An 18985-nucleotide genomic window follows, 5' to 3' on the forward strand; every position below is an offset into this window, starting at 1 on the left:
CATACGAGACTTAAAACTATGAGTACATTCGCGATCGTCGGCAGCGGCCCAATGGGCCTGATGGCCGCCATGGAACTGCTGAAGAAGGGCCACCAGGTCGACGTGTACGAACGCGACGACCGCATCGGCGGCATGTCAGCGGACTTCGATTTCAACGGCCTGCGCATCGAGCGCTATTACCACTTCATCTGCAAGACCGACTTTCCGCTCTTCAAACTGCTCGAGAATCTAAAGCTGTCCGATCACCTGCATTGGACCGACACCAAGATGGGTTACTACTACCAGGGCAAGCTGCACAAATGGGGGACGCCGTTCGCTCTGCTGGGTTTCCCGCATCTGGGCCTGGTCGACAAGATCCGCTACGCCCTGCACGTCATGCATACCAAGGGCATCAGCGACTGGACTGCGCTGGACAAGCAGAACGCGCGCGACTGGATCACCCGCTGGATCGGCCCCAAAGCCTACAAGGTGATGTGGGAGAAGGCGTTCGCTCTGAAGTTCTTCGAGTACCAGAACGACCTGTCCGCCTCGTGGATCGGCACACGCATTAAGCGCGTGGCGTTGTCGCGGCGCAATCTTCTTAATGAAAGCATGGGCTATCTTGAGGGCGGCTCGGCTGTTTTGCTGGAACGCATGGCGGCAGAAGTTGCACGTCTCGGCGGCCGAATCCTGCTGTCGCGACCGATCGACGAGGTCGCCTCGACCGACGGCAAGGTCACCGGCATCCGCACTTGCGATGGCCACCAAGCCTACGACGGCGTGGTGTCCACCGCGCCGATCCAGTACGTACCCAGGATGGTGCCCGGCTTGCCGAAGGCCTTCGCCGACCAGATCGGCACCATCGAGAATATTCCGGTTGCCTGCGTGATCCTCAAGCTGTCCCAGCCAGTCAGCGAAAATTTCTGGATGAACATCAGCGACGACCGGATCGCCATCCCAGGCCTGATCGAGTACAGCAACCTCAACCCCGGCAATGGCCCCGGCGAGCACATCGTGTACGCGCCCTACTACATGCCCAAGACCCACCCGAAGTGGCAGTGGAGCAACCAGCGGTTGATCGACGAAGTCATCAGCTACTTGCCGATGATCAATCCAGACTTCAAGCCGGAGTGGATCCGCGCAACCCATTGCCATCGCTACGAATATGCGCAAACCATCTGCCCGCCCGGATTCCAGGGCATGCTGCCGCCGATGAAAACACCGCTGCGCGGCTTCTACATGGCCGATACGGCCTATTATTATCCGGAAGACCGCTCGATCAACGAGAGCATCGCCACCGCGCAGCAACTCGCGGCCGAGGCGATGAACGGATGAAGCGGCAGGTCGTGTTGTTTCTCGCCGCTGGCGGCATCGCCGCTGCGGCGAATTTCGGTTCGCGTATCGTACTGAGCTATGTACTGGCTTACGTCCCAGCGATCGTGATCGCCTACATCATCGGCATGATCACCGCTTTCTCACTCAACCGTGCATTCGTTTTCAAGAACCCCACCAATTCAGTGGGTACGCAAGTGGCGTGGTTCGTGCTGATCAATCTGTTCGCCGTGGCGCAGACGGTAGTGATCAGCCTTCTGCTCTCTCGCTGGTTGACCCTCTGGCTACCGAGCCGCGACACGGCCGAAACCTTGGCGCACGCCATCGGTGTCGTGTTCCCGGTGTTCACCAGCTTCGTCGGTCACAAGTATCTTTCGTTCCGGGCGCAGTGAAGGCACCGATGGCCGGATCCACACACCGCGTCACGCGCTGTTGTTTCTTAAGGTAAAAGTGCGCCGACCTACGGAACCAGCGCCGCTCCTTCGCACAAGCGCTCGGGCTGATCCTTGCACGTCTGCAACGGACCGATATCCAGCGGCGGCAGACCGTAGTCGTAGGTGAACCAGGCCACGCCTTCCTGCACCAACTCCAGTCGGACCACCGCGCCTTTCGCGAAGCGGGACAACGGCACCGTCAGCGGCATCTCCACCGCGGCCCCCGGTGCTAATCCCGGCAAGGGAATACGCTGCACTTCAACGCGCGGCATCGCATCAATACCGCCTCTGCCATTTGGCAACTGCACGACAGCGAGATTGACAGGATACTGGCCGCGGCCAGCCAATGATGTCCCGCCGCGATTGTCGATGCGTATACGCATCGACACCGTTCCGGTTCCCTTCTCCAAGAGCGGCTCACCTTGCAGCGTCATCGCGATGGCCACGTCCATCGCGCTCAATTTCAGATCCGACCTCAGTGACTCGTCACCTACTCTGCCCGATCCAGGCTCCCTGACCAGCGCGTGGCTACTATCGCCAACGTAGTAGCGCGCATTGGTGGTTGCGACGATCTGCTTGCGCTCGGCATAAAATTTGCCGCTGACCAACACCCGAGCGCGCCGACCTGCCTCGGGACACCGGTACTGTGTATGGAACAGGAGATGCCAGGACTCTGGAGCGATACACATCTGCGCCTTGCCATGCCCCACGCGATTGGCGTATGCAAATAGCGACACAGTATCCGACCAGCCCACATCCCAGCCGCCCTCTCGATCGATGGACAGTTCGACGACCTTGCCACCTGCGCTGGCGGTGATGGCCTGCAAAGCATTGCGATATGGAGCTTCGCTCACCGACGCGGGATTCTGCAGCAATTCCTCGGACTGGGATCCCAGATACACGACACCGCCGATCGCGAAAACGGCGATGACGACACCGGCAGCACGATGCGCCCGTTGCGACCACTCGATCATGCAAGCGGCGGTAATCGCCACCAGGATAGCGTAGAGCGGCACGAACCAGTATTCCAGATAACGATACTGAAGATCGTCCACGCCTTTGCGACCATACAACAGTGCCGCGACCAGACCAGCTGCCAGCACCAGCAGCCCGACGAGAACCGCACGCGCGTTCTCCGTACCACGCATCAACCAGGCGCCGAGCGCGACCAGTGGAAGCACGATGCCCCAGAGCGGCATGAAATCGAATACATAGCGCACCACGGCAAATGCTGGATTAGGCGCGCGGTGCCCGGCAAAAGCGAAGTACTTGGGAAATTCTCCCGGCCAATAGTTGAAAGTCTGCAGCAGAACCGGCAACAGGAACAGCACGATCAGCGCCAGGCTGACCACGATCGTCGACGGGGGCGGAATCGTGACAGGTGGTCTCGGCAGCCAGCGCAAACGCATGGCAAGGGCGACACCCAGAACCGTAACGACGCAGATGATCGGAACCAACCCAACAAAGCTGGCATGGCCATGCACCATTGCACCGGCGCCGAGAATCAACCACGGCAGCCAGCGCCATCCTCGAAGCAGCAAACCGCATAATCCAACGCTCAGGAAGGTGGATGCCGCCACGTAGAGGAACGGAGGCCACGGCGCAGTCAAACTGTAGGCTTTGGCCAGCAGCAGCACGATTGCATAAGCGGCCGTACCGACCAGCGCAGTGGACACATGGCCGGTCAGCCTATGCAGCAGTGCGGATACCAACGCAATCGCGCATGCGCAGATGCACAGTGTCGCAAAGACCTGGGCGGCAAACGGTGTGTGGAAGATCGGCAACATGTCATGAAATGCGATCTCCGACAACGCCATGAGCTGAAAGAAGAACGGACCGGGGTGGTAGAAACCCACCCGACTGTAGTTACCGTGCCACAGTAGCCAGTCTTTGGCCCAGGTCACCAGGATGTCGTTAGAAGCGTAGTCGGTGAATGGCAGTACGTCGTCGTGAAAGAAGAACGACGCCTTGGCGAACAGAGCAGCAGCAACGATCGCCGCGAAGACGGCGACGGACAGCAGAGCTGTGGTGGAAAGGCGTTTGCGAATCATGGTGCTCCTGGCATTGCCGCCGCGCGCTATCGTTATGATTTCAATGTCTGTCACAGAGTCTGCGCGCTCCCGGCCACCGACCGTGTGGCACCGCTGGCCACGAGTGAGTGGCCGATGGCGCCACCCTTCCTTTCGACTCGGACTAGCACTCCGATCGTGGCGTCCGTAGCATCCAGTCCAGCGTTTCTCGCAGCGGCCGGAACGCGAACCCACCGACTTGTGCAATGAGGTGAGCGTTCGAACCGGCCAAGCGATTGACTTCCTTGTCACGCACCAACTCAGTGTCACTGTGGATGTCGAACGAGATTCCAGCCAATTCTTCGATAAGTTCGATGACGCTGCGCAGACTGACCGAGCGCCCACTGCACACGTTCACCGCCCCGCCACGCAGACCGCTTTCAATAAGCAATCCGTAGCATCTGACCAGATCGCGAACATCAGTGAAATCGCGCTCCACATCCAGATTCCCCAAACGCAGCACACGTTCTCCGCGGTGCGCATGGTCAACGACCTTGGAGACAAAGAACGATGGCGACTGACCGATGCCGATGTAATTGAACGGCCGGGCGAGCACGATGGGCAACCGATCCATGTACAGGCGTGCGACATACTCGGCCGCCACCTTGCTAACCGCGTAATCGTTGAACGGCGCCATCGGTGACTGCTCAGTCAACAATGCATGCGACGACGGGCCATAGACGTGTGCGCTGCTGGCTATTAGCACGCACGCGGGGGCCTGCTTAAGGTTAGCAAGCGCATCCAGCAAGTGACGCGTACCGACCACGTTGGCCTGGTATATCGCAGACACGTCGCTATGCGCGACGTGCGAGATCCCTGCCAGATGAACGACCACCTGCGGCCTGACGCGCTCCATCACGTCACCAAGGCCTCCGCGGTCCAGCAGATCAACCGCGCTGAGATCCGCTCCGGACTCTCCGTGGCGGCGCAGGCCATGAACGCGATAGCCCATGGCCTTCAGCTCCTGCGCCATGTAAGGCCCTGTGAAGCCTTCGATTCCGGTGACCAATGCAGTCGGCGTCATCGACTCAATTTCCTCGCATGTGGGGCATTGCTGATGTACCTTCCCGCGGCGCCGACGCCACGGGAGAGCACCGCAGGCGCGTCAGAACGATGTGCCGCTGGCGTTACGCCGCAGATCGGCCTGAACCATCATTTCGCACAACTCTTCCAGCGTAGTCTTCGGCTCCCAGCCAAGCTCGTTGCGGGCACGAGCAGCATCGCCGATCAGTAGGTCGACTTCGGCTGGGCGGTGAAACTTCCGGTTGATCTTCACCAGCACCTTGCCCGACTTACTGCAGGTTCCGGTCTCGTCCAACCCGCTACCTGCCCACAACAACTCTACATCGATTGCCTTAAAAGCCATTGTCACGAAGTCACGCACGGTTTCAGTGCGGTTCGTTGCCAACACGTAGGTGTCGGGTTTGTCGACCTGCAGCATCCGCCACATGCCTTCCACATACTCCTTGGCAAAGCCCCAGTCACGCTTTGCATCGAGATTACCCAGCTCGATCGCATCGAGCTTGCCCAGTTTGATTTTGGCAACCGAGTCGGTGATCTTGCGCGTCACGAACTCCCGGCCACGCAACGGCGATTCATGATTGAACAAGATGCCGCTAGAACCGAAGATTCCGTAAGACTCACGGTAGTTGACCGTGATCCAATGCGCGTAGAGCTTTGCTACACCATACGGACTACGCGGATAGAACGGCGTCCGCTCGGTCTGCGGCACTTCCTGTACAAGCCCGAACATCTCCGAGGTCGATGCTTGGTAAAAGCGAATCTTGGGATTGACCGCACGGATGGCTTCCAGCAAGTTCAACGCACCCACAGCGGTGATCTGGGCGGTCAGCACGGGTTGATCGAACGAAACTCCTACGAAACTTTGCGCCGCGAGGTTGTAGACCTCGGTTGCCTCGCTGTTCTGCAAAAGACGAACCGTCGAACCGATGTCCTGCAAGTCGTGCTCGACCAGGTGCAGATTGGGATGGCTCGCAATACCCAGTTCCTCGATGCGCCAGAAGTTGACCGAGCTCGTGCGGCGGTAGGTGCCAAACACCCGATAGCCCTTTTCGAGAAGCAATTGGGCGAGGTAGGCGCCGTCCTGGCCGGAGATACCGGTAATTACTGCAGATTTCATCGTAGTGATCCTGAGAGGTGCGAGGTGGCTTGGTAGCCCGTTCAATTACAGCGAAAACATTGCGTTGAGCGTCCGCGAGAGGCTCTGGACGGCATTACTGTCGCCGGAGAGGTTCATTCTACCCAGCTGGCGCCCCAATACCTGAGCCGTCCGGATGTATGGCTCTGCCTCGATGTAATCGGGGGCAATCCGCTCTAGGTCGTCGACGTAATGCCGCGCGGAAAATTCGTTGGCGGCCCATTGTCCCGCGCGGCTAGCGATTTCGCGCGCAGCGTGGCGGTTTTCGTGGACGAAACGCAACTGATCGCGCAATGCGGTTCCCCCCGACGTGGTCGGTATCTTGAGCACCATCTCGTCAGGCAACTCTGCATAGAAACCTGCATTACTGACGATGACCGGAGCGCCGGACTGCATGCCCTCAATCGCCGATGCCGACGCGCCTTCCAGCGCAGGGTCGCGCAAGCAAGTCACCACGTCGGCCTCAGCCAATCCCTCGCGCAGACGTTCCTGAGTGACGCGACCCTCAAGCACGAGGCCATTGAATCCCACCTCACGGCAGATCGCCTCCAGCCTTTCGCGCTCGTCGTCGGGACATTGACCGAGCACACGATAGTCTGCAACTCGGGCCAGGACCGCGTCGGAAGCCAGTGCACGGATGACCCAATCCACGCGCTTGTTGCGGTTGACCATGCCGAACGTGCGTACAGCCAATCGTTGCCCGTCGTTGACGTGCACTGGCGTGCGCAGGATCGGCTCGACAGGATAGGCCAGCGAAAGCTTGTGCACCGGACCGGGGGACGCGGCACGTACGCGATCGCCGTAGAAGCGCGAATGAATGACGCAACCCAGCGTATTGCCCGACACCCATTCGGTCAGCGGAAATTGACGCACCGCGCTTTCGTGTAGGTTTTCCGGATTTGCATTCGCATATTGCTCGCCCGCTTCGCGGCCGTACATGCGCGAGATGATTGCAGCGGCTTCGTTTACACGCTCCGTAGCCTGCAGCCACCCCAAGAACAGACTCAATACGCACCAGTCGTGAAGCACAGCGACATAGGGCCGGATAGAAGCCAACTCGATCAGCCTGCCATGGTAGGCGAAGTAGTCACCGACATTACCAAACACCAGGTCACATTGCGCCAGCCAGTCGCGCTCTTCGCGCGACCCCGGTTCCAGCACACCCACTGCGTCGCGCGGCGGCAGTTCGCTTTCGGCTCCGACTTCTGTCCGATACACCGCTACATCATGGCCGCGCGCGCGAAGCTCGGCGATCACCGCTTGGCTGTAGCGCGCGATGGCGGACGCTTCACAGTAAGGAGTAGCCCAGACGATCTTCATCGCGTCAACGCCTCCACGGTCGAGGTCCAGTTGATACCCATGCCGGTCCAGCGTGCATGCGCCGCCTGCCCAAGTACACGTGTGCGTCCGCGATCGGCGAATACGGCAGCGATCGCCGCGGCGAGTTGCTCGGTGTCGTCTTCGCAGACCCAACCCTGCTGACCATCATGAATTAATTCGGTGAGATCGCCTGAGTCGCTGACCGTAATGACCGCTTTGCGCGCCTGGCATGCTTCCATGGTCACGTAACCATACGAGTCTTCGTTGAACGGCAAGTACGCGCAAGCCAGGGCGCCATTCACATAGTCAGCAATTGTCTGCCGAGGCAGGAAGCCGATGTCGAGCTTCACACGCTGCTCCAGCCCATGGCGTTCCACCAACTCGTGCAACCGCTGCGCATCGGCGGGACTATCGGCAGGACCGGCGATGACTAGACGCGCATTGCCGGGCACGTGCGCCAGGGCCTCTACCAAGCGATGTTGGCGCTTGCTTGCGTTGATGCGGCCACCAGCGAAAATATAGTCCCCGTAATTGCCGCCGGTGAACAGCTCTTCGTCGTTCAAGGGAGCGCGCAGGATTTCCGAATGGAGGTCGTTGTAATGCAGCAGACGTTGCTGCACCGTGCGCCCAACCGCGTAGATATTCTTTACCGTTTCCAGGCCCTGATTGTCAGCCTCCTTGATCGCGAGACGGATCTGCCGGCCTTCTGGGGTATCCGGAATATTGGACTGGCCCGCGTCCCACAGGTCGTAAGCCTGCCGATATTGGTGCGCCAGCCACATGACCTTCTCGTCAAAAGGCACCAGATAGGCCGGAAATTTCATGGCAATCACGCGATCAACGTTGAAAATCCGGAAATTCTTGCACATCAGCATTTCACCGATCAGACGCTCCGGGGGATCCCACGTAAAGGGAATCCGCATCAACTCCGACTCATGCCCGTGATGGCGCAGGTTGGATACCAGCTGATCGGCCAGTTCTTCGGCGCCGCCGCGAATTCCCGGCACCATGTTGTTGACGACGAGAATCTTCACGACAATACCCGTGCAATGACGTGGTCCCAATCGATACGCAACTCGCGCACCCGCTCGCGCGACGCCGCGCCCATGCGTTTGGCTAACGTACGATCGCTCCACAGCCGATCGATGGCTTCTGCCAATGCGACCGGATCGGGCTCTGTGATAAAGCCGTTGCGGCCATCCTCGACGAACTCAACGACGCCGCCGGAATCGTTGGTGGTCAAGACCGCCTTGCACGCATGCGCAGCCTCAAGCGAAGGATAACCGTAGGAATCCTCGTCTTCCGGCAGATAAGCGGCTGCTAACGCGGTCGACAGCCATTCAACCTTCTCTTCCTCGCTGATCCAGCGATCTACCAGCACCACACGGTCGCCGATACCGTATTCGTCGATTTTCGTTCTCAACTGGGCGGCGTAGTGCAGGCTACCCGAACCGCACAAGCGCAGTTTTACCGGAGTCCGCACATGTTTAAACGCTTCAAGCAACAGATGCTGACGTTTGTGCGGCTCGGTACGACAGATATAGACGATCTCATCGCCATAACCCGCATCATGGAAACGCGATACATCCTGCAACGGCGGATACAACACCTCGGCATCGATGCCGTTAAAGCGCCGCAACCGATCGGCAACCACCTTCGAGTTGGCGAATACGTGCCGCGCCTCGTTGAGCGCAGTGGTATCGGCACGCACCAGCGCATTACGAAGCGCGCGATGCCGCGCGTCGTCGGGGAAGCTGCGATACGGTGAGTCCCACATGTCGTAGAACTGCCGGAAATTATGGATGAACCACACGATCTTGTTGGGGTGCTGGATCAGATGCGATGGCGGACGCGTCGTGATGATGCGATCCACGGATTGGCTCAGATCCATCAGGCGATAGCTCGCCATTTGCGGCAAGATCGCGTCGGGAGCCTCCCACATCGGCAGGTACACGACCTCGACGGTATGGCCGTGCTCGCGCAAACGCTCGCCCAGCCACTCGACGATGAAACGTGCGCCGCCGTTGATAAACGGCACGAAGGAAGAACAGATCGCGATGCGCAAGACTCAGCGCCCCAACTGACGCAGTGCGGAGGCGAGTGAATGAACGACGCGCTCCACGTCCGTGGCGTCGAGCTGCGCATGCGTTGGCAGATTCATACCACGCGCGGCCTGATCGTTGGCTACCGGAAATTCCGCGCCATCTTGCAGATAAGGCGGCAACACATGCATCGGATAGAACAGCGGCCGGGTCTCAATGCCATCCTTGTCCATCAACGCCATGACCTGGTCGCGCTGGCTTTCGCTAACGCCTTTCAACAGCACCGTGTACATCCAGTAGACATGCTTGGCATATGGCGCAACGAACGGACGCTCGACCAGATCGTCATGCGCGGCGAAAGCTGCTTCGTACCAGCTCGCCACGCGCTGCCGCGCCGCCAGCGCCTCGTCCACGCGCTCCATCTGCGCCAGGCCGATCGCCGCCGCCAAGTTTGTCATACGATAATTGAAACCGACGACGGGAAACCAATAGCGACGCTTCGGGTCCATGCCCTGCCCACGATACAGACGCAGGCGCGCGGCGAGTTCATCGTCGTTCGTGGTGACCATGCCCCCCTCTCCGGTAGTCACGATCTTGTTGCCGAAAAAACTGAAAGTGGCGCAATCACCCAAACCACCGACCCGCACGCCCTTGTACTCGGCACCATGTGCCTCGGCGGCGTCCTCGATCACCTTGAGGTTATGTCTGCGCGCGATCGCGAGGATGGGATCCATATCGACCGGGTGACCGTACAGGTGCACCACGATGATCGCCTTGGTGCGCGGCGTGATCTTCGCCTCGAGCCGTGCCGCATCAAGATTCATCGTACCCGGCTCGGATTCGACCAAGACGGGGATCGCGTTGCAGTACGCCACAGCGTTGGCCGTAGCAATATAGGTCAAGGTGGGGATCAGCACCTCATCGCCAGCGCCGATACCCAGCGCGACCAGAGCCAGATGAATGGCCGTGGTTCCGTTATTGATCGCGACCGCGTGGCGAACCCCGCAGAATTCCGCGAAGTTGGTCTCGAACTTCCCGATGAATTCGCCTGCCGACGATATCCAGGTGGAATCCAAGCACTGATTGACGTAGGTTTTTTCATTGCCCGCCAGGCTCGGGACCGCCACGGGGATGCGCTTGTTCGCCAACATTTGCTTCAATCCTTTTTTATAATTTGTCGCACAGGCACCCCGACCCACACCCCAGCTTCGTCGATGTCTCTGACGACCGCGGCGCCTGCGCCCACGATAACGTCAGAAGCGATACCGATGCCGGGGATGACCCGGGCTCCCGCCCCCAGGAACACACCTTCGCCCAATCGCACGCAGCCAGCGAGCACACTGCCGGGCGCTATGTGGCAGAAACTTCCCACCACGCAGTCGTGATCTACCGATGCGTTTGTGTTAATTATAGCAAAATCGCCAATAACCGCGTCGGCATTGACGATGGCGCCTTCCATGATCGCGCAGCCTGCGCCGATCTTCGCGGACGGGGAAAGTACCGCAGATCCACCGATCGCGGAGACGAAGCGCATGCCTAGATGCTGAATGCGCGCGACCACCTTGCGGCGCAGCCGATTCTCGCCAAGTGCTACGAATACATCATCGATGCCGTCGGCCTGCAATCTGGGCAGGTACTCGTCTTCACCACCCAGTACCGGCACGCCGCTGACCTGCTGTCCGGTCAGGGCTGCATCCAGACATGCCACCACCTCATGCCCGCCGGCACGCAGCAAGTCGATCACCACCTTGGCGTGACCACCACCACCCACCACCGCCACACGACTCATGCTAGTACCTCTCTGTGTAGTGCCGCCAGTACCGGACTATCGGCACGGCACATCAGAATATTGGAACTTGGCCGTGCCTCGATGGCGGCAAGGCCTTCTATCGGATGGCATTGGCCGGTCAGGTCGTCGACCACATGTAGCACGAAAGCATTGTCCTGGCACATGCGCTCCCACTGCGCGCGATCGGTACCCACCCGCTGCAGGTGCGACGCTGCGTATTCGGCGACGATCGCGATACCTGGATTGCGTGCGATCAACTGCTTCATGCCAGCAATGACCTCAAGCTCGGCGCCTTCAACATCGATCTTGACCAGCGCGACCCGCTCAACATCGATCAATGCATCCAGCGGCCGTATATCGACCCGAGCGCTGGCCACTTCTTCTGGTAGTGCGTACAACGAGCTATGGCCGGACACGACACCAATATGGAACACGCGCCCATCTTCAGCCTGTGCACCTGCAGCCACGGGGAATATCGTGACGCACTCTTCGACCATGCTCAGCCGCACGCTGGCGCGCAGGTGTTCGAGCGTCCGCGGCATTGCCTCGATCGCGAATACCCGTCCCTCCGGACCGACTGCACGAGCGCCGACGACGGTGTGCAGACCAATGTTGGCACCGGCATCGACGAACACGTCGCCGGGCTGCAGGACACGCTCCAGAAATAACCGCAAACCCCGCTCTACGTCGCCGTATTCGGCAAGGCACACGGCAAGCAAATCGTCACGCTCGTCGCAGGAGAAGTGTCCGAAACCGGTGTTGATGATCCATCCGCTGGACGTACGCAACACGCGGCGCGACGCGCCTTGCATCAACGCCTGCACATCGCCAGTTACTGCCTGCATATGCGCCAGCAACTGGGGATGCGTTACCGAATCGCACTGCGCCTGCGCGGCGATGGCCAAGCCAGCCTGATCGAGCTTCCCGTGAGCGGAGGTGATCAGGTCCTCCAGGTGCTGGAAACGCGCGACTTCCCGCTCGCCACCTGCCGAACCCCGTATGACATCCAGCATGGCAGCGCTCTCGCCACGCAGCTGGATCACATCACGCGCGGAGTCGCGGAGCGCAGTGTAGATCTCTTCCCGAGTCGAGCGCACCGATTCCAACGCGTTGCGCATTTCACTTTGTAGTTCCCGCTGCATGCGGCGCACTGCGACTTCAACCTCATCCAATTGTCGCCGCGTATCGGCGCGCAGCAATTCATGCTCGGCTGCACGCAGTTCCGTTTCGGAGGTCTGCGAACGCTGGCTCTCCATTGCGCGAAATTCGGCCTCGGACCGATCTATCCGCCGCGAGAGATCGTAAGCCTGACGCGCAGAATCCAGCCGGATCAAATCGAGCTGCTCTTGCATGGAGACCATGCCGCGCGAGACACGCCGCATCCAACGCACCACACGTACCAGTGGATTTTTGTCAAGCAACAACTTGCGCAACAGCGGACCACGATTGGCCAGCTGATGAATCAATTGGTCAGGCTGCGGTAGCGTATCGAGACCCAAAGACGCTGCAGGCACTTTGGCATCGGAATCGATCGGAACAGCGACCACCTCTTCCACGGCTTCCGTGGCACCGTCAACTTCCTCGATGCGTAACATGCCGAGCTTCAGACCCAGCGCGCGATCATCGTTACCCATGCTCAGCGCGCTGGGCGACATCGGATTGGCAATCTGAAATTCAATCAGCAGCGAGCCCTTCGCTCCCTTTGCCTTGATCGGGCAATCCGCCTCTATCCTCTGCCAACCCTGCCCCTGGCGCAGGATATGATTCGAAGGACCACCGTTGATGCTCATGCCGATTAGGGCGCGATGCCCCTCTGCTTCGAACGGAAGCACGTTCAAGATCAATCGATGGCGCGCCCCCAGAGCCACGCCACGCAACCGCACTTCCACTTGCGCCGCGGCGCCAACGGTCCAAGCCCCATCCGATTCGAACGCGCCAAAACCTCGCAAAGTCAACGCCGAAGTGCCAGGGTCCGCCAAACTAGACAGCATCACCTGCTCTCCAGGCAGGAGCGTACCGTCGCTTCCTCGGTCCTGCGCGGCGGTGTCCGCCGCTGCACGCACCGCATTGTCCAGCCTGAGCTTAAGAGCCATAGCCTTCCGATTTGAGTTGGGACACCGAAATTTCGCGAAGCGTGCCATGACTCAGCACGAATACCCGATTGCAATACTCGGCGATGGCGTCCATGGAGTGCGACGCCAGACAAAAAATTTGCGAAGACTTGATGAAATCGCGCATGCGAATCGCCGCACGCTCCTTGAAGGCTTCGTCACCAACGTCGAACACCTCGTCCACGAGCAGAATTTCCGGTTTGGTGCACGTTGCCACAGCGAACATCAGACGCATTGTCATACCTGCCGAATAGGTACGCACTGCCAGTTGCAGGAAATCGCCCAAGTCGGTGAATTCCTCGATCTCAGGAATCCGGGACTGGATCTCCTGCCGCGATAATCCGAGCATCATGCCCATGCGAGTGATGTTCTCGTAACCGGACAACTCGGGGTCCATACCTGCGCCAACCTCGAACATCGTTGCCACCCGGCCAGTGCGCTCTATACGGCCTTCCAATGGCGTGTAGATACCCGCCATCGTACGAAGGAGCGAACTCTTGCCTGCGCCATTGTGCCCTACGATGCCGATCGCATCGCCCTGCTTGAGCGCGAACGAGACCTTGTCCAGCGCGGTGACCTGGGTTACCTGGCCAGAGTTCGCCAATAGCTTCCCGCCAGTGGCGATCCCCACAAGGTTGCGGCGTAGCGAAAGACTGTGGTTGTTGTAGATGGGGTAGCGCAACGTGACATCGTGGAATTCGAGCTTGGCTGTCATCGTTAGATCCAGAAGGGAAGGCGCAGCTTGGCCTTGTGAAGAAACCAGAACGCCGCGACCCAACCCAGCACCGCCATCGCCGTCAATACCACATACGTTTCCATGCTTGGCGCATGGCCCAGCATTGGTGCACGAATCCCTTCAATGAGATAGGTGAACGGATTGAATTCCAGGATCACCGAAGAAAATGGCAGCGCTTCCAGTCGGTACATCACCGGGCTTACCAGAAAGAGCATCGGCATCACCGATGACACGCCGTACTCCAGATCGCGGTAACGTGCTCCAAGCACACCAAACACGAAACAGATCCACAGCAGATTGAGCGTTACCAGCAAAAGACCCGGAATGAAAAGCAACGTGTACCAGGTTACCGGGATATGAAGGAACACTGCCACGATCAGGAACACGATCAAGCTATGGACGAAGTTGACCAGGTAGCGCGTGACGACGCTCGTCGGATGGACCGAAAGCGGCATCACGACGTTGCGGATGAGGGACGCCTGTCGGACGAACAGCCCGCAACTTTCGACCAGAACGCCGGACAGCATCTGCCAGATGATCAGACCCGCAGTTAGTGTCGGAATGAATGTCTGACGATCGATATTGAGCAACTGGCTCCATAGCAAGCCAAGGCCGAGTACCCCGACTGCGGTAGCCAGGGACTGCCAAAAGGGTCCCAGTACACTACGCCGGTAGCGCGCGCGGATATCGCCCTGCGCTATGTAGAAGGAAACTCGCGCAGCCTTCATGCCTTCTACCAGGTCATTGAAGGTGGATGAATAACTATGCATTGAAATTGTCGACCTGCGAAGAAGAAGAGACAGTGGATCCGGAGAAAGGAACAGCGACCGTTCGCTGGCGGCGCTGCATATGGATGCGCTCGAACCAACCGATGAGCGCGCTGGCCGCGCGTTCGGCAGACAGGGTTTCCAGAACGGATGCCTGAGCCCGCGCACCCAATTGCCGCGCAAGCACCGGATCATCCGCCAACCGGCGCATCCACGCGGCGGCATCGTCGATATCTGCGCGCGCCCAGCGCTGGCCTTCGTGGTGGGCGTACTCACCCTCCTGCACCGGTACGATCGCGTAATTCACCAATGCACTGTTGTGGGAATCCATGAAGGCGAGATTGCCTGACCAGCCGGTACCTATCACAGGCTTTCCTTGTGCCATGCACTCGGCAAGTCCAAGACCGAATCCCTCGGCATGATGCAGAGAAACATAGACGTTGGCGCACCGTTGCAAGGCATGAACGTCCGCACGATCCAGTATTTGATCGCGCACGACGATTCGCGGGTCGGCACTGGCTTTTTCCAGCAATGCGCGAAGGCTTTGCGGGTTGCGATGACCATTGCTCGTCTTGACCAGCAGCAACACATCCTTCCTCGTCTCGGGAAACGCTTGCGCGAAGGCCTCGATGACTGCGAAGGGATTCTTGCGATAGACATACGAATTGAAATCGAAACTGGTCAAAAACACGAAAGATTTGGCGTCGATATCGAAATCGACACGCTGCAGGCCGCTGTCTCCCACCTCGCTCAGTGGAAGAGGAACGCACACCACCGGCTTATCGGTCACGCACGCGAAAGCTTCGCGCACGAACTCGGATGCAACGAGAATCTCATCGACTGATTCGATCGCGGGCAGCCAACTTTCCGGGATGATCTCGAGTTCCCAGAACCAGCAGGCAATAATGTGTTTCCCACGGAGACGCGCCTCGCCAATACTCTCGAATGCGGGCACCAGATAATCCGGATTAATGAAAACCAGGTGGATGTCGTAAGGCGCTTCGTCACGAATGTAGCTATCCAGACTCCGGTCATCCAGACCGTGCGGGAGATTCAAGTCGATATCCACCAGCGCAGTGGGATATCCCGCTCCCAGCAGAGCACGCGCATACAGGCGGGCGCATTCGGCCAGTCCGAATTGGCCGCGCAGGTAAGCAAATATGTTGACCCCCTGCCCGTTCTCGACACTTTGCGGCAATGCGAAAAAGCGGACAGGCGCGTCAGTCACCGGGTGCCTTTTCGCAGCCCAACTCTCGCAACGTGGGAACATAACCACCGGAGCGCGCGGCTCGGCCATCATTCGTTGAGCCACTCGCGTGCGCAATGACGCAGGAATCCAGGCATAGAACGTCCGCAACCAGCGGTTGCGCAAGATCCATTGCGCCAATCGGCGCAGGATCGGAAGACTGCTAGCGGAATCTTGCAATGCCTTGTTCCTCAAATGAACGTCTATACCCACGTCGATTCAGCACTCCAGCGCTGCCGCCAGATCCACCCGTAAGTCCCCAACATCCTCAACCCCCACGCTCAAGCGCACCAGCGCATCGCTGATGCCAAGCTGGTCGCGGCGGGCCACGGGAATGGAGGCGTGGGTCATAACCGCAGGATGATTCACCAGGCTTTCCACGCCACCGAGCGATTCGGCCAGGGTGAACAGTTCGGTCTTCTCGCAGAAGCGCTTGGCCGCCTCGAAGCCACCCTTGAGCACGATCGAGACGATACCGCCGAAGCCGGACATCTGCCGCTGGGCCAGCACGTGTTGCGGGTGCGAGGCCAGGCCGGGGTAGATCACCTTTTCGATGGCGGGGTGCGTTTCCAGCCATTGCGCGAGCGCCAGGGCGTTGTCGCAATGTGCGCGCATGCGCAGCGGCAGGGTCTTGAGGCCGCGCAAGGCGAGGAAACTGTCGAACGGGCCTTGCACGCCGCCGATGGAGTTCTGCAGGAAGGCCAGTTGCTCGGCCAGTTCGGCGTTGTTGCCGACCACCGCGATGCCGCCGACCATGTCCGAGTGGCCATTGAGGTACTTGGTGGCCGAGTGCACCACGATATCGGCACCCAGGCTGAGCGGGCGCTGCAACATCGGCGAGGCGAAGGTGTTGTCGACCACGATCAGCAGGCCATGCTTGCGCGCGATCGCGGCGATGGCGGCGATATCGACCAGCTTGAGCATCGGGTTGGTCGGGGTCTCGATCCACACCATCCTGGTGTCGGGGCGGATCGCGGCTTCGAAGGCAGCCGCATCGGTCAGGTCGACGAAGCTGAAATCCAGGCCGGCGGTGCGGCGACGCACGCGCTCGAACAGGCGGAAGGTGCCGCCATACAGATCGTCCATCGCCACCACGTGGCTGCCGGCGTCCAGCAGTTCCATCACGGTGGAGGTGGCGGCCATGCCGGAGGCGAACGCAAAGCCACGCGTGCCGCCTTCCAGCGACGCGACGCAGCGCTCATAGGCAAAGCGCGTGGGGTTGTGGGTACGCGAATACTCGAAGCCCTGATGCTCGCCCGGGCTGGACTGCGCATAGGTGGACGTCGCGTAGATCGGCGGCATCACCGCCCCGGTGCTGGGGTCCGGCGACTGCCCTCCATGGATCGCCAGCGTGGCGAGCGAGAGTTCGCGCTCGCCATCGTGGCTGGGTGTGGTGCGATTGGACATGGAGGTTCCCGGAAAAAGTTGGCGATTGTAACAAGCAGGACTGAATGGCCCGTGCTGCGCGTCTCGTCGAAACGCGCAGCTGCACGGGCGTCACTGCACGCGGCGGCGCAGGTAGTTGAGCAGGTCGATGCGGGTGATCAGTCCCAGGAACTGCTTGCCGTCCATGACGATGGCGACCTGGCCGCGGTCGAACACCGGCAGCAGCGCCTCGATCGGCGAGGCGACATCCAGGCGATCGAGCTTGCTGACCATGGCGGTGGAGATCGGGTCGCGGAAGCGTGCCTCGTCGCCGTACACATGCAGCAACACGTCGCTCTCGTCGACGATGCCGACCAGCTCGCCGTCATCGATGACCGGCAGCTGCGAGACGTCGTACAGCTTCATGCGCTGGTAGGCGGTGGTCAGCAGGTCCTTGGGGCCCACCACCACGGTGTCGCGCTTGTTGTACGGGCGCAGGATCAGGTCGCGCAGGTCGCCGTGCTGCGGGCGCTCCAGGAAGCCGTTGTCCAGCATCCAGTAGTCGTTGTACATCTTGGACAGGTACTTGTTGCCGGTATCGCAAACGAATACCAGCACGCGCTTGGGCGTGGCCTGCTCGCGGCAATACTTCAGCGCAGCGGCCAGCAGGGTGCCGGTGGACGAGCCGCCGAGGATGCCCTCCTTGGCCAGCAGCTCGCGCGCGGTGTGGAAGCTTTCCGCGTCGGTGATCGAATACGCCTTCTTGACGCGGGTGAAGTCGGAGATGTCCGGCAGGAAGTCCTCGCCGATGCCTTCGACCAGCCAGCTGCCGGACTTCTCGCTGACCGTGCCCTCTTCGATGTACTGGGTCAGGATCGAGCCGACCGGGTCGGCCAGCACCAGTTCGGTGTGCGGCGAGGCGCTGGCGAAGGCGCGCGACAGGCCGGTCATGGTGCCGGAGCTGCCGCAGCCGAACACGATGGCATCCAGCTGGCCGTCCATCTGCGCCAGGATTTCCGGGCCGGTGCCGAATTCGTGCGCGGCCGGGTTGTCCGGGTTGCCGAACTGGTTGATGAAGTAGGCGCCTGGGGTCTCGGCCGCGATCCTGGCGGCCAGGTCCTGGTAGTACTCCGGGTGGCCCTTGGCCACATCCGAGCGGGTCAACACCACGTTGGCGCCCATGGCCTTGAGGTTGAAGATCTTCTCGCGGCTCATCTTGTCCGGCACCACCAGGATCAGCTGGTAGCCCTTCTGCTGCGCCACCAGCGCCAGGCCCAGGCCGGTGTTGCCGGCGGTGCCTTCCACCAGGGTGGCGCCGGGCTTGAGATCGCCGCGCCGTTCGGCCGCTTCGATCATCGACAGGCCGATGCGATCCTTGATGGATCCGCCGGGGTTGCTCGCCTCCAGCTTGAGGAACAGTTCGCAGACGCCGGTATCCAGGCGCTGGGCCTTGATGATCGGCGTGTTACCAATCAGTTCGAGTACGGAGGAATGGATCGCCATCGGGATTTCGTCGCTGCGCCACACGGGCTAGACCGGGCATTATCCGTCGAACGGCCGGTGAATGCTCATTCAGACGTGAAGCGGTGTGGTGCGCCGATGAACAAGCGTGCTCAACCGAGCCGACTGGAGCCGCG

The 18985-nt window shown here is 60.2% G+C and carries 16 protein-coding genes; 2 read left to right on the forward strand and 14 right to left on the reverse strand.

The genetic code is table 11. The annotated features are described in order from the left end of the window. Positions 1 to 18 precede the first annotated feature (18 nt). Both XCSCFBP4642_RS0119410 and XCSCFBP4642_RS0119415 read left to right on the forward strand, forming a co-directional pair. Entirely contained in the window at positions 19 to 1314 is a 1296-nt protein-coding gene (locus XCSCFBP4642_RS0119410) for an NAD(P)/FAD-dependent oxidoreductase (protein WP_029221232.1), read from the forward strand. Next, entirely contained in the window at positions 1311 to 1703 is a 393-nt protein-coding gene (locus XCSCFBP4642_RS0119415; protein ID WP_029221233.1) for a GtrA family protein, read from the forward strand. Before XCSCFBP4642_RS0119410 ends, XCSCFBP4642_RS0119415 begins: the two co-directional genes overlap by 4 nt. A 68-nt stretch (positions 1704 to 1771) precedes the next feature. On the opposite strand, the gene XCSCFBP4642_RS25975 is transcribed toward XCSCFBP4642_RS0119415, so the two are convergent. The 14 genes from XCSCFBP4642_RS25975 to XCSCFBP4642_RS0119485 form a co-directional block, all read right to left on the reverse strand. Further along, positions 1772 to 3796 carry a hypothetical protein gene (locus XCSCFBP4642_RS25975; RefSeq protein WP_029221234.1) on the reverse strand — a complete coding sequence of 675 codons (2025 nt, stop codon included), beginning with the start codon at positions 3794 to 3796 and terminating at the stop codon, positions 1772 to 1774. Positions 3797 to 3938: 142 nt separating this feature from the next. After that, on the reverse strand, positions 3939 to 4838 hold the full coding sequence (locus tag XCSCFBP4642_RS0119425; protein ID WP_029221235.1) for an NAD-dependent epimerase/dehydratase family protein: 900 nt from the start codon (positions 4836 to 4838) through the stop codon (positions 3939 to 3941). Positions 4839 to 4919: 81 nt separating this feature from the next. Beyond that, complete coding sequence (gmd, locus tag XCSCFBP4642_RS0119430) at positions 4920 to 5954, reverse strand: GDP-mannose 4,6-dehydratase (RefSeq protein WP_029221236.1); 1035 nt, start codon at positions 5952 to 5954, stop codon at positions 4920 to 4922. A gap of 45 nt (positions 5955 to 5999) precedes the next feature. Then, positions 6000 to 7292, reverse strand: a complete 1293-nt coding sequence (locus XCSCFBP4642_RS0119435) for a glycosyltransferase family 4 protein (protein WP_029221237.1) — start codon at positions 7290 to 7292, stop codon at positions 6000 to 6002. Further along, positions 7289 to 8326, reverse strand: coding sequence for a glycosyltransferase family 4 protein (locus XCSCFBP4642_RS0119440; RefSeq protein ID WP_029221238.1), 1038 nt, complete (start codon positions 8324 to 8326; stop codon positions 7289 to 7291). The genes XCSCFBP4642_RS0119435 and XCSCFBP4642_RS0119440 overlap by 4 nt, the downstream gene beginning before the upstream one ends. Further along, on the reverse strand, positions 8323 to 9357 hold the full coding sequence (locus tag XCSCFBP4642_RS0119445; protein ID WP_029221239.1) for a glycosyltransferase family 4 protein: 1035 nt from the start codon (positions 9355 to 9357) through the stop codon (positions 8323 to 8325). The genes XCSCFBP4642_RS0119440 and XCSCFBP4642_RS0119445 overlap by 4 nt, the downstream gene beginning before the upstream one ends. Before the next feature lie 3 nt (positions 9358 to 9360). Further along, on the reverse strand, positions 9361 to 10485 hold the full coding sequence (locus tag XCSCFBP4642_RS0119450; RefSeq protein ID WP_029221240.1) for a DegT/DnrJ/EryC1/StrS family aminotransferase: 1125 nt from the start codon (positions 10483 to 10485) through the stop codon (positions 9361 to 9363). Between the two features lie 5 nt (positions 10486 to 10490). After that, on the reverse strand, positions 10491 to 11123 hold the full coding sequence (locus tag XCSCFBP4642_RS0119455; RefSeq protein WP_029221241.1) for an acetyltransferase: 633 nt from the start codon (positions 11121 to 11123) through the stop codon (positions 10491 to 10493). Next, positions 11120 to 13216, reverse strand: coding sequence for an FkbM family methyltransferase (locus tag XCSCFBP4642_RS25980; RefSeq protein ID WP_160170394.1), 2097 nt, complete (start codon positions 13214 to 13216; stop codon positions 11120 to 11122). Before XCSCFBP4642_RS25980 ends, XCSCFBP4642_RS0119455 begins: the two co-directional genes overlap by 4 nt. Next, positions 13206 to 13949 (reverse strand): ABC transporter ATP-binding protein, encoded by a 744-nt coding sequence (locus XCSCFBP4642_RS0119465; protein WP_029221243.1) that lies wholly within the window; start codon positions 13947 to 13949, stop codon positions 13206 to 13208. Before XCSCFBP4642_RS0119465 ends, XCSCFBP4642_RS25980 begins: the two co-directional genes overlap by 11 nt. A 2-nt stretch (positions 13950 to 13951) precedes the next feature. Continuing rightward, complete coding sequence (locus tag XCSCFBP4642_RS0119470) at positions 13952 to 14740, reverse strand: ABC transporter permease (RefSeq protein WP_029221244.1); 789 nt, start codon at positions 14738 to 14740, stop codon at positions 13952 to 13954. Then, positions 14733 to 16163: a glycosyltransferase family 4 protein gene (locus XCSCFBP4642_RS0119475; RefSeq protein ID WP_029221245.1), complete on the reverse strand. Its 1431-nt coding sequence runs from the start codon at positions 16161 to 16163 to the stop codon at positions 14733 to 14735. The genes XCSCFBP4642_RS0119470 and XCSCFBP4642_RS0119475 overlap by 8 nt, the downstream gene beginning before the upstream one ends. Positions 16164 to 16202: 39 nt before the next feature. After that, positions 16203 to 17390 (reverse strand): cystathionine gamma-synthase, encoded by a 1188-nt coding sequence (locus tag XCSCFBP4642_RS0119480; protein ID WP_029221246.1) that lies wholly within the window; start codon positions 17388 to 17390, stop codon positions 16203 to 16205. 90 nt (positions 17391 to 17480) lie between these two features. Next, complete coding sequence (locus XCSCFBP4642_RS0119485) at positions 17481 to 18851, reverse strand: pyridoxal-phosphate dependent enzyme (RefSeq protein WP_029221247.1); 1371 nt, start codon at positions 18849 to 18851, stop codon at positions 17481 to 17483. Positions 18852 to 18985: the final 134 nt, after the last annotated feature.

Source organism: Xanthomonas cassavae CFBP 4642 (assembly GCF_000454545.1).
Taxonomy (GTDB): Bacteria; Pseudomonadota; Gammaproteobacteria; order Xanthomonadales; family Xanthomonadaceae; genus Xanthomonas; species Xanthomonas cassavae.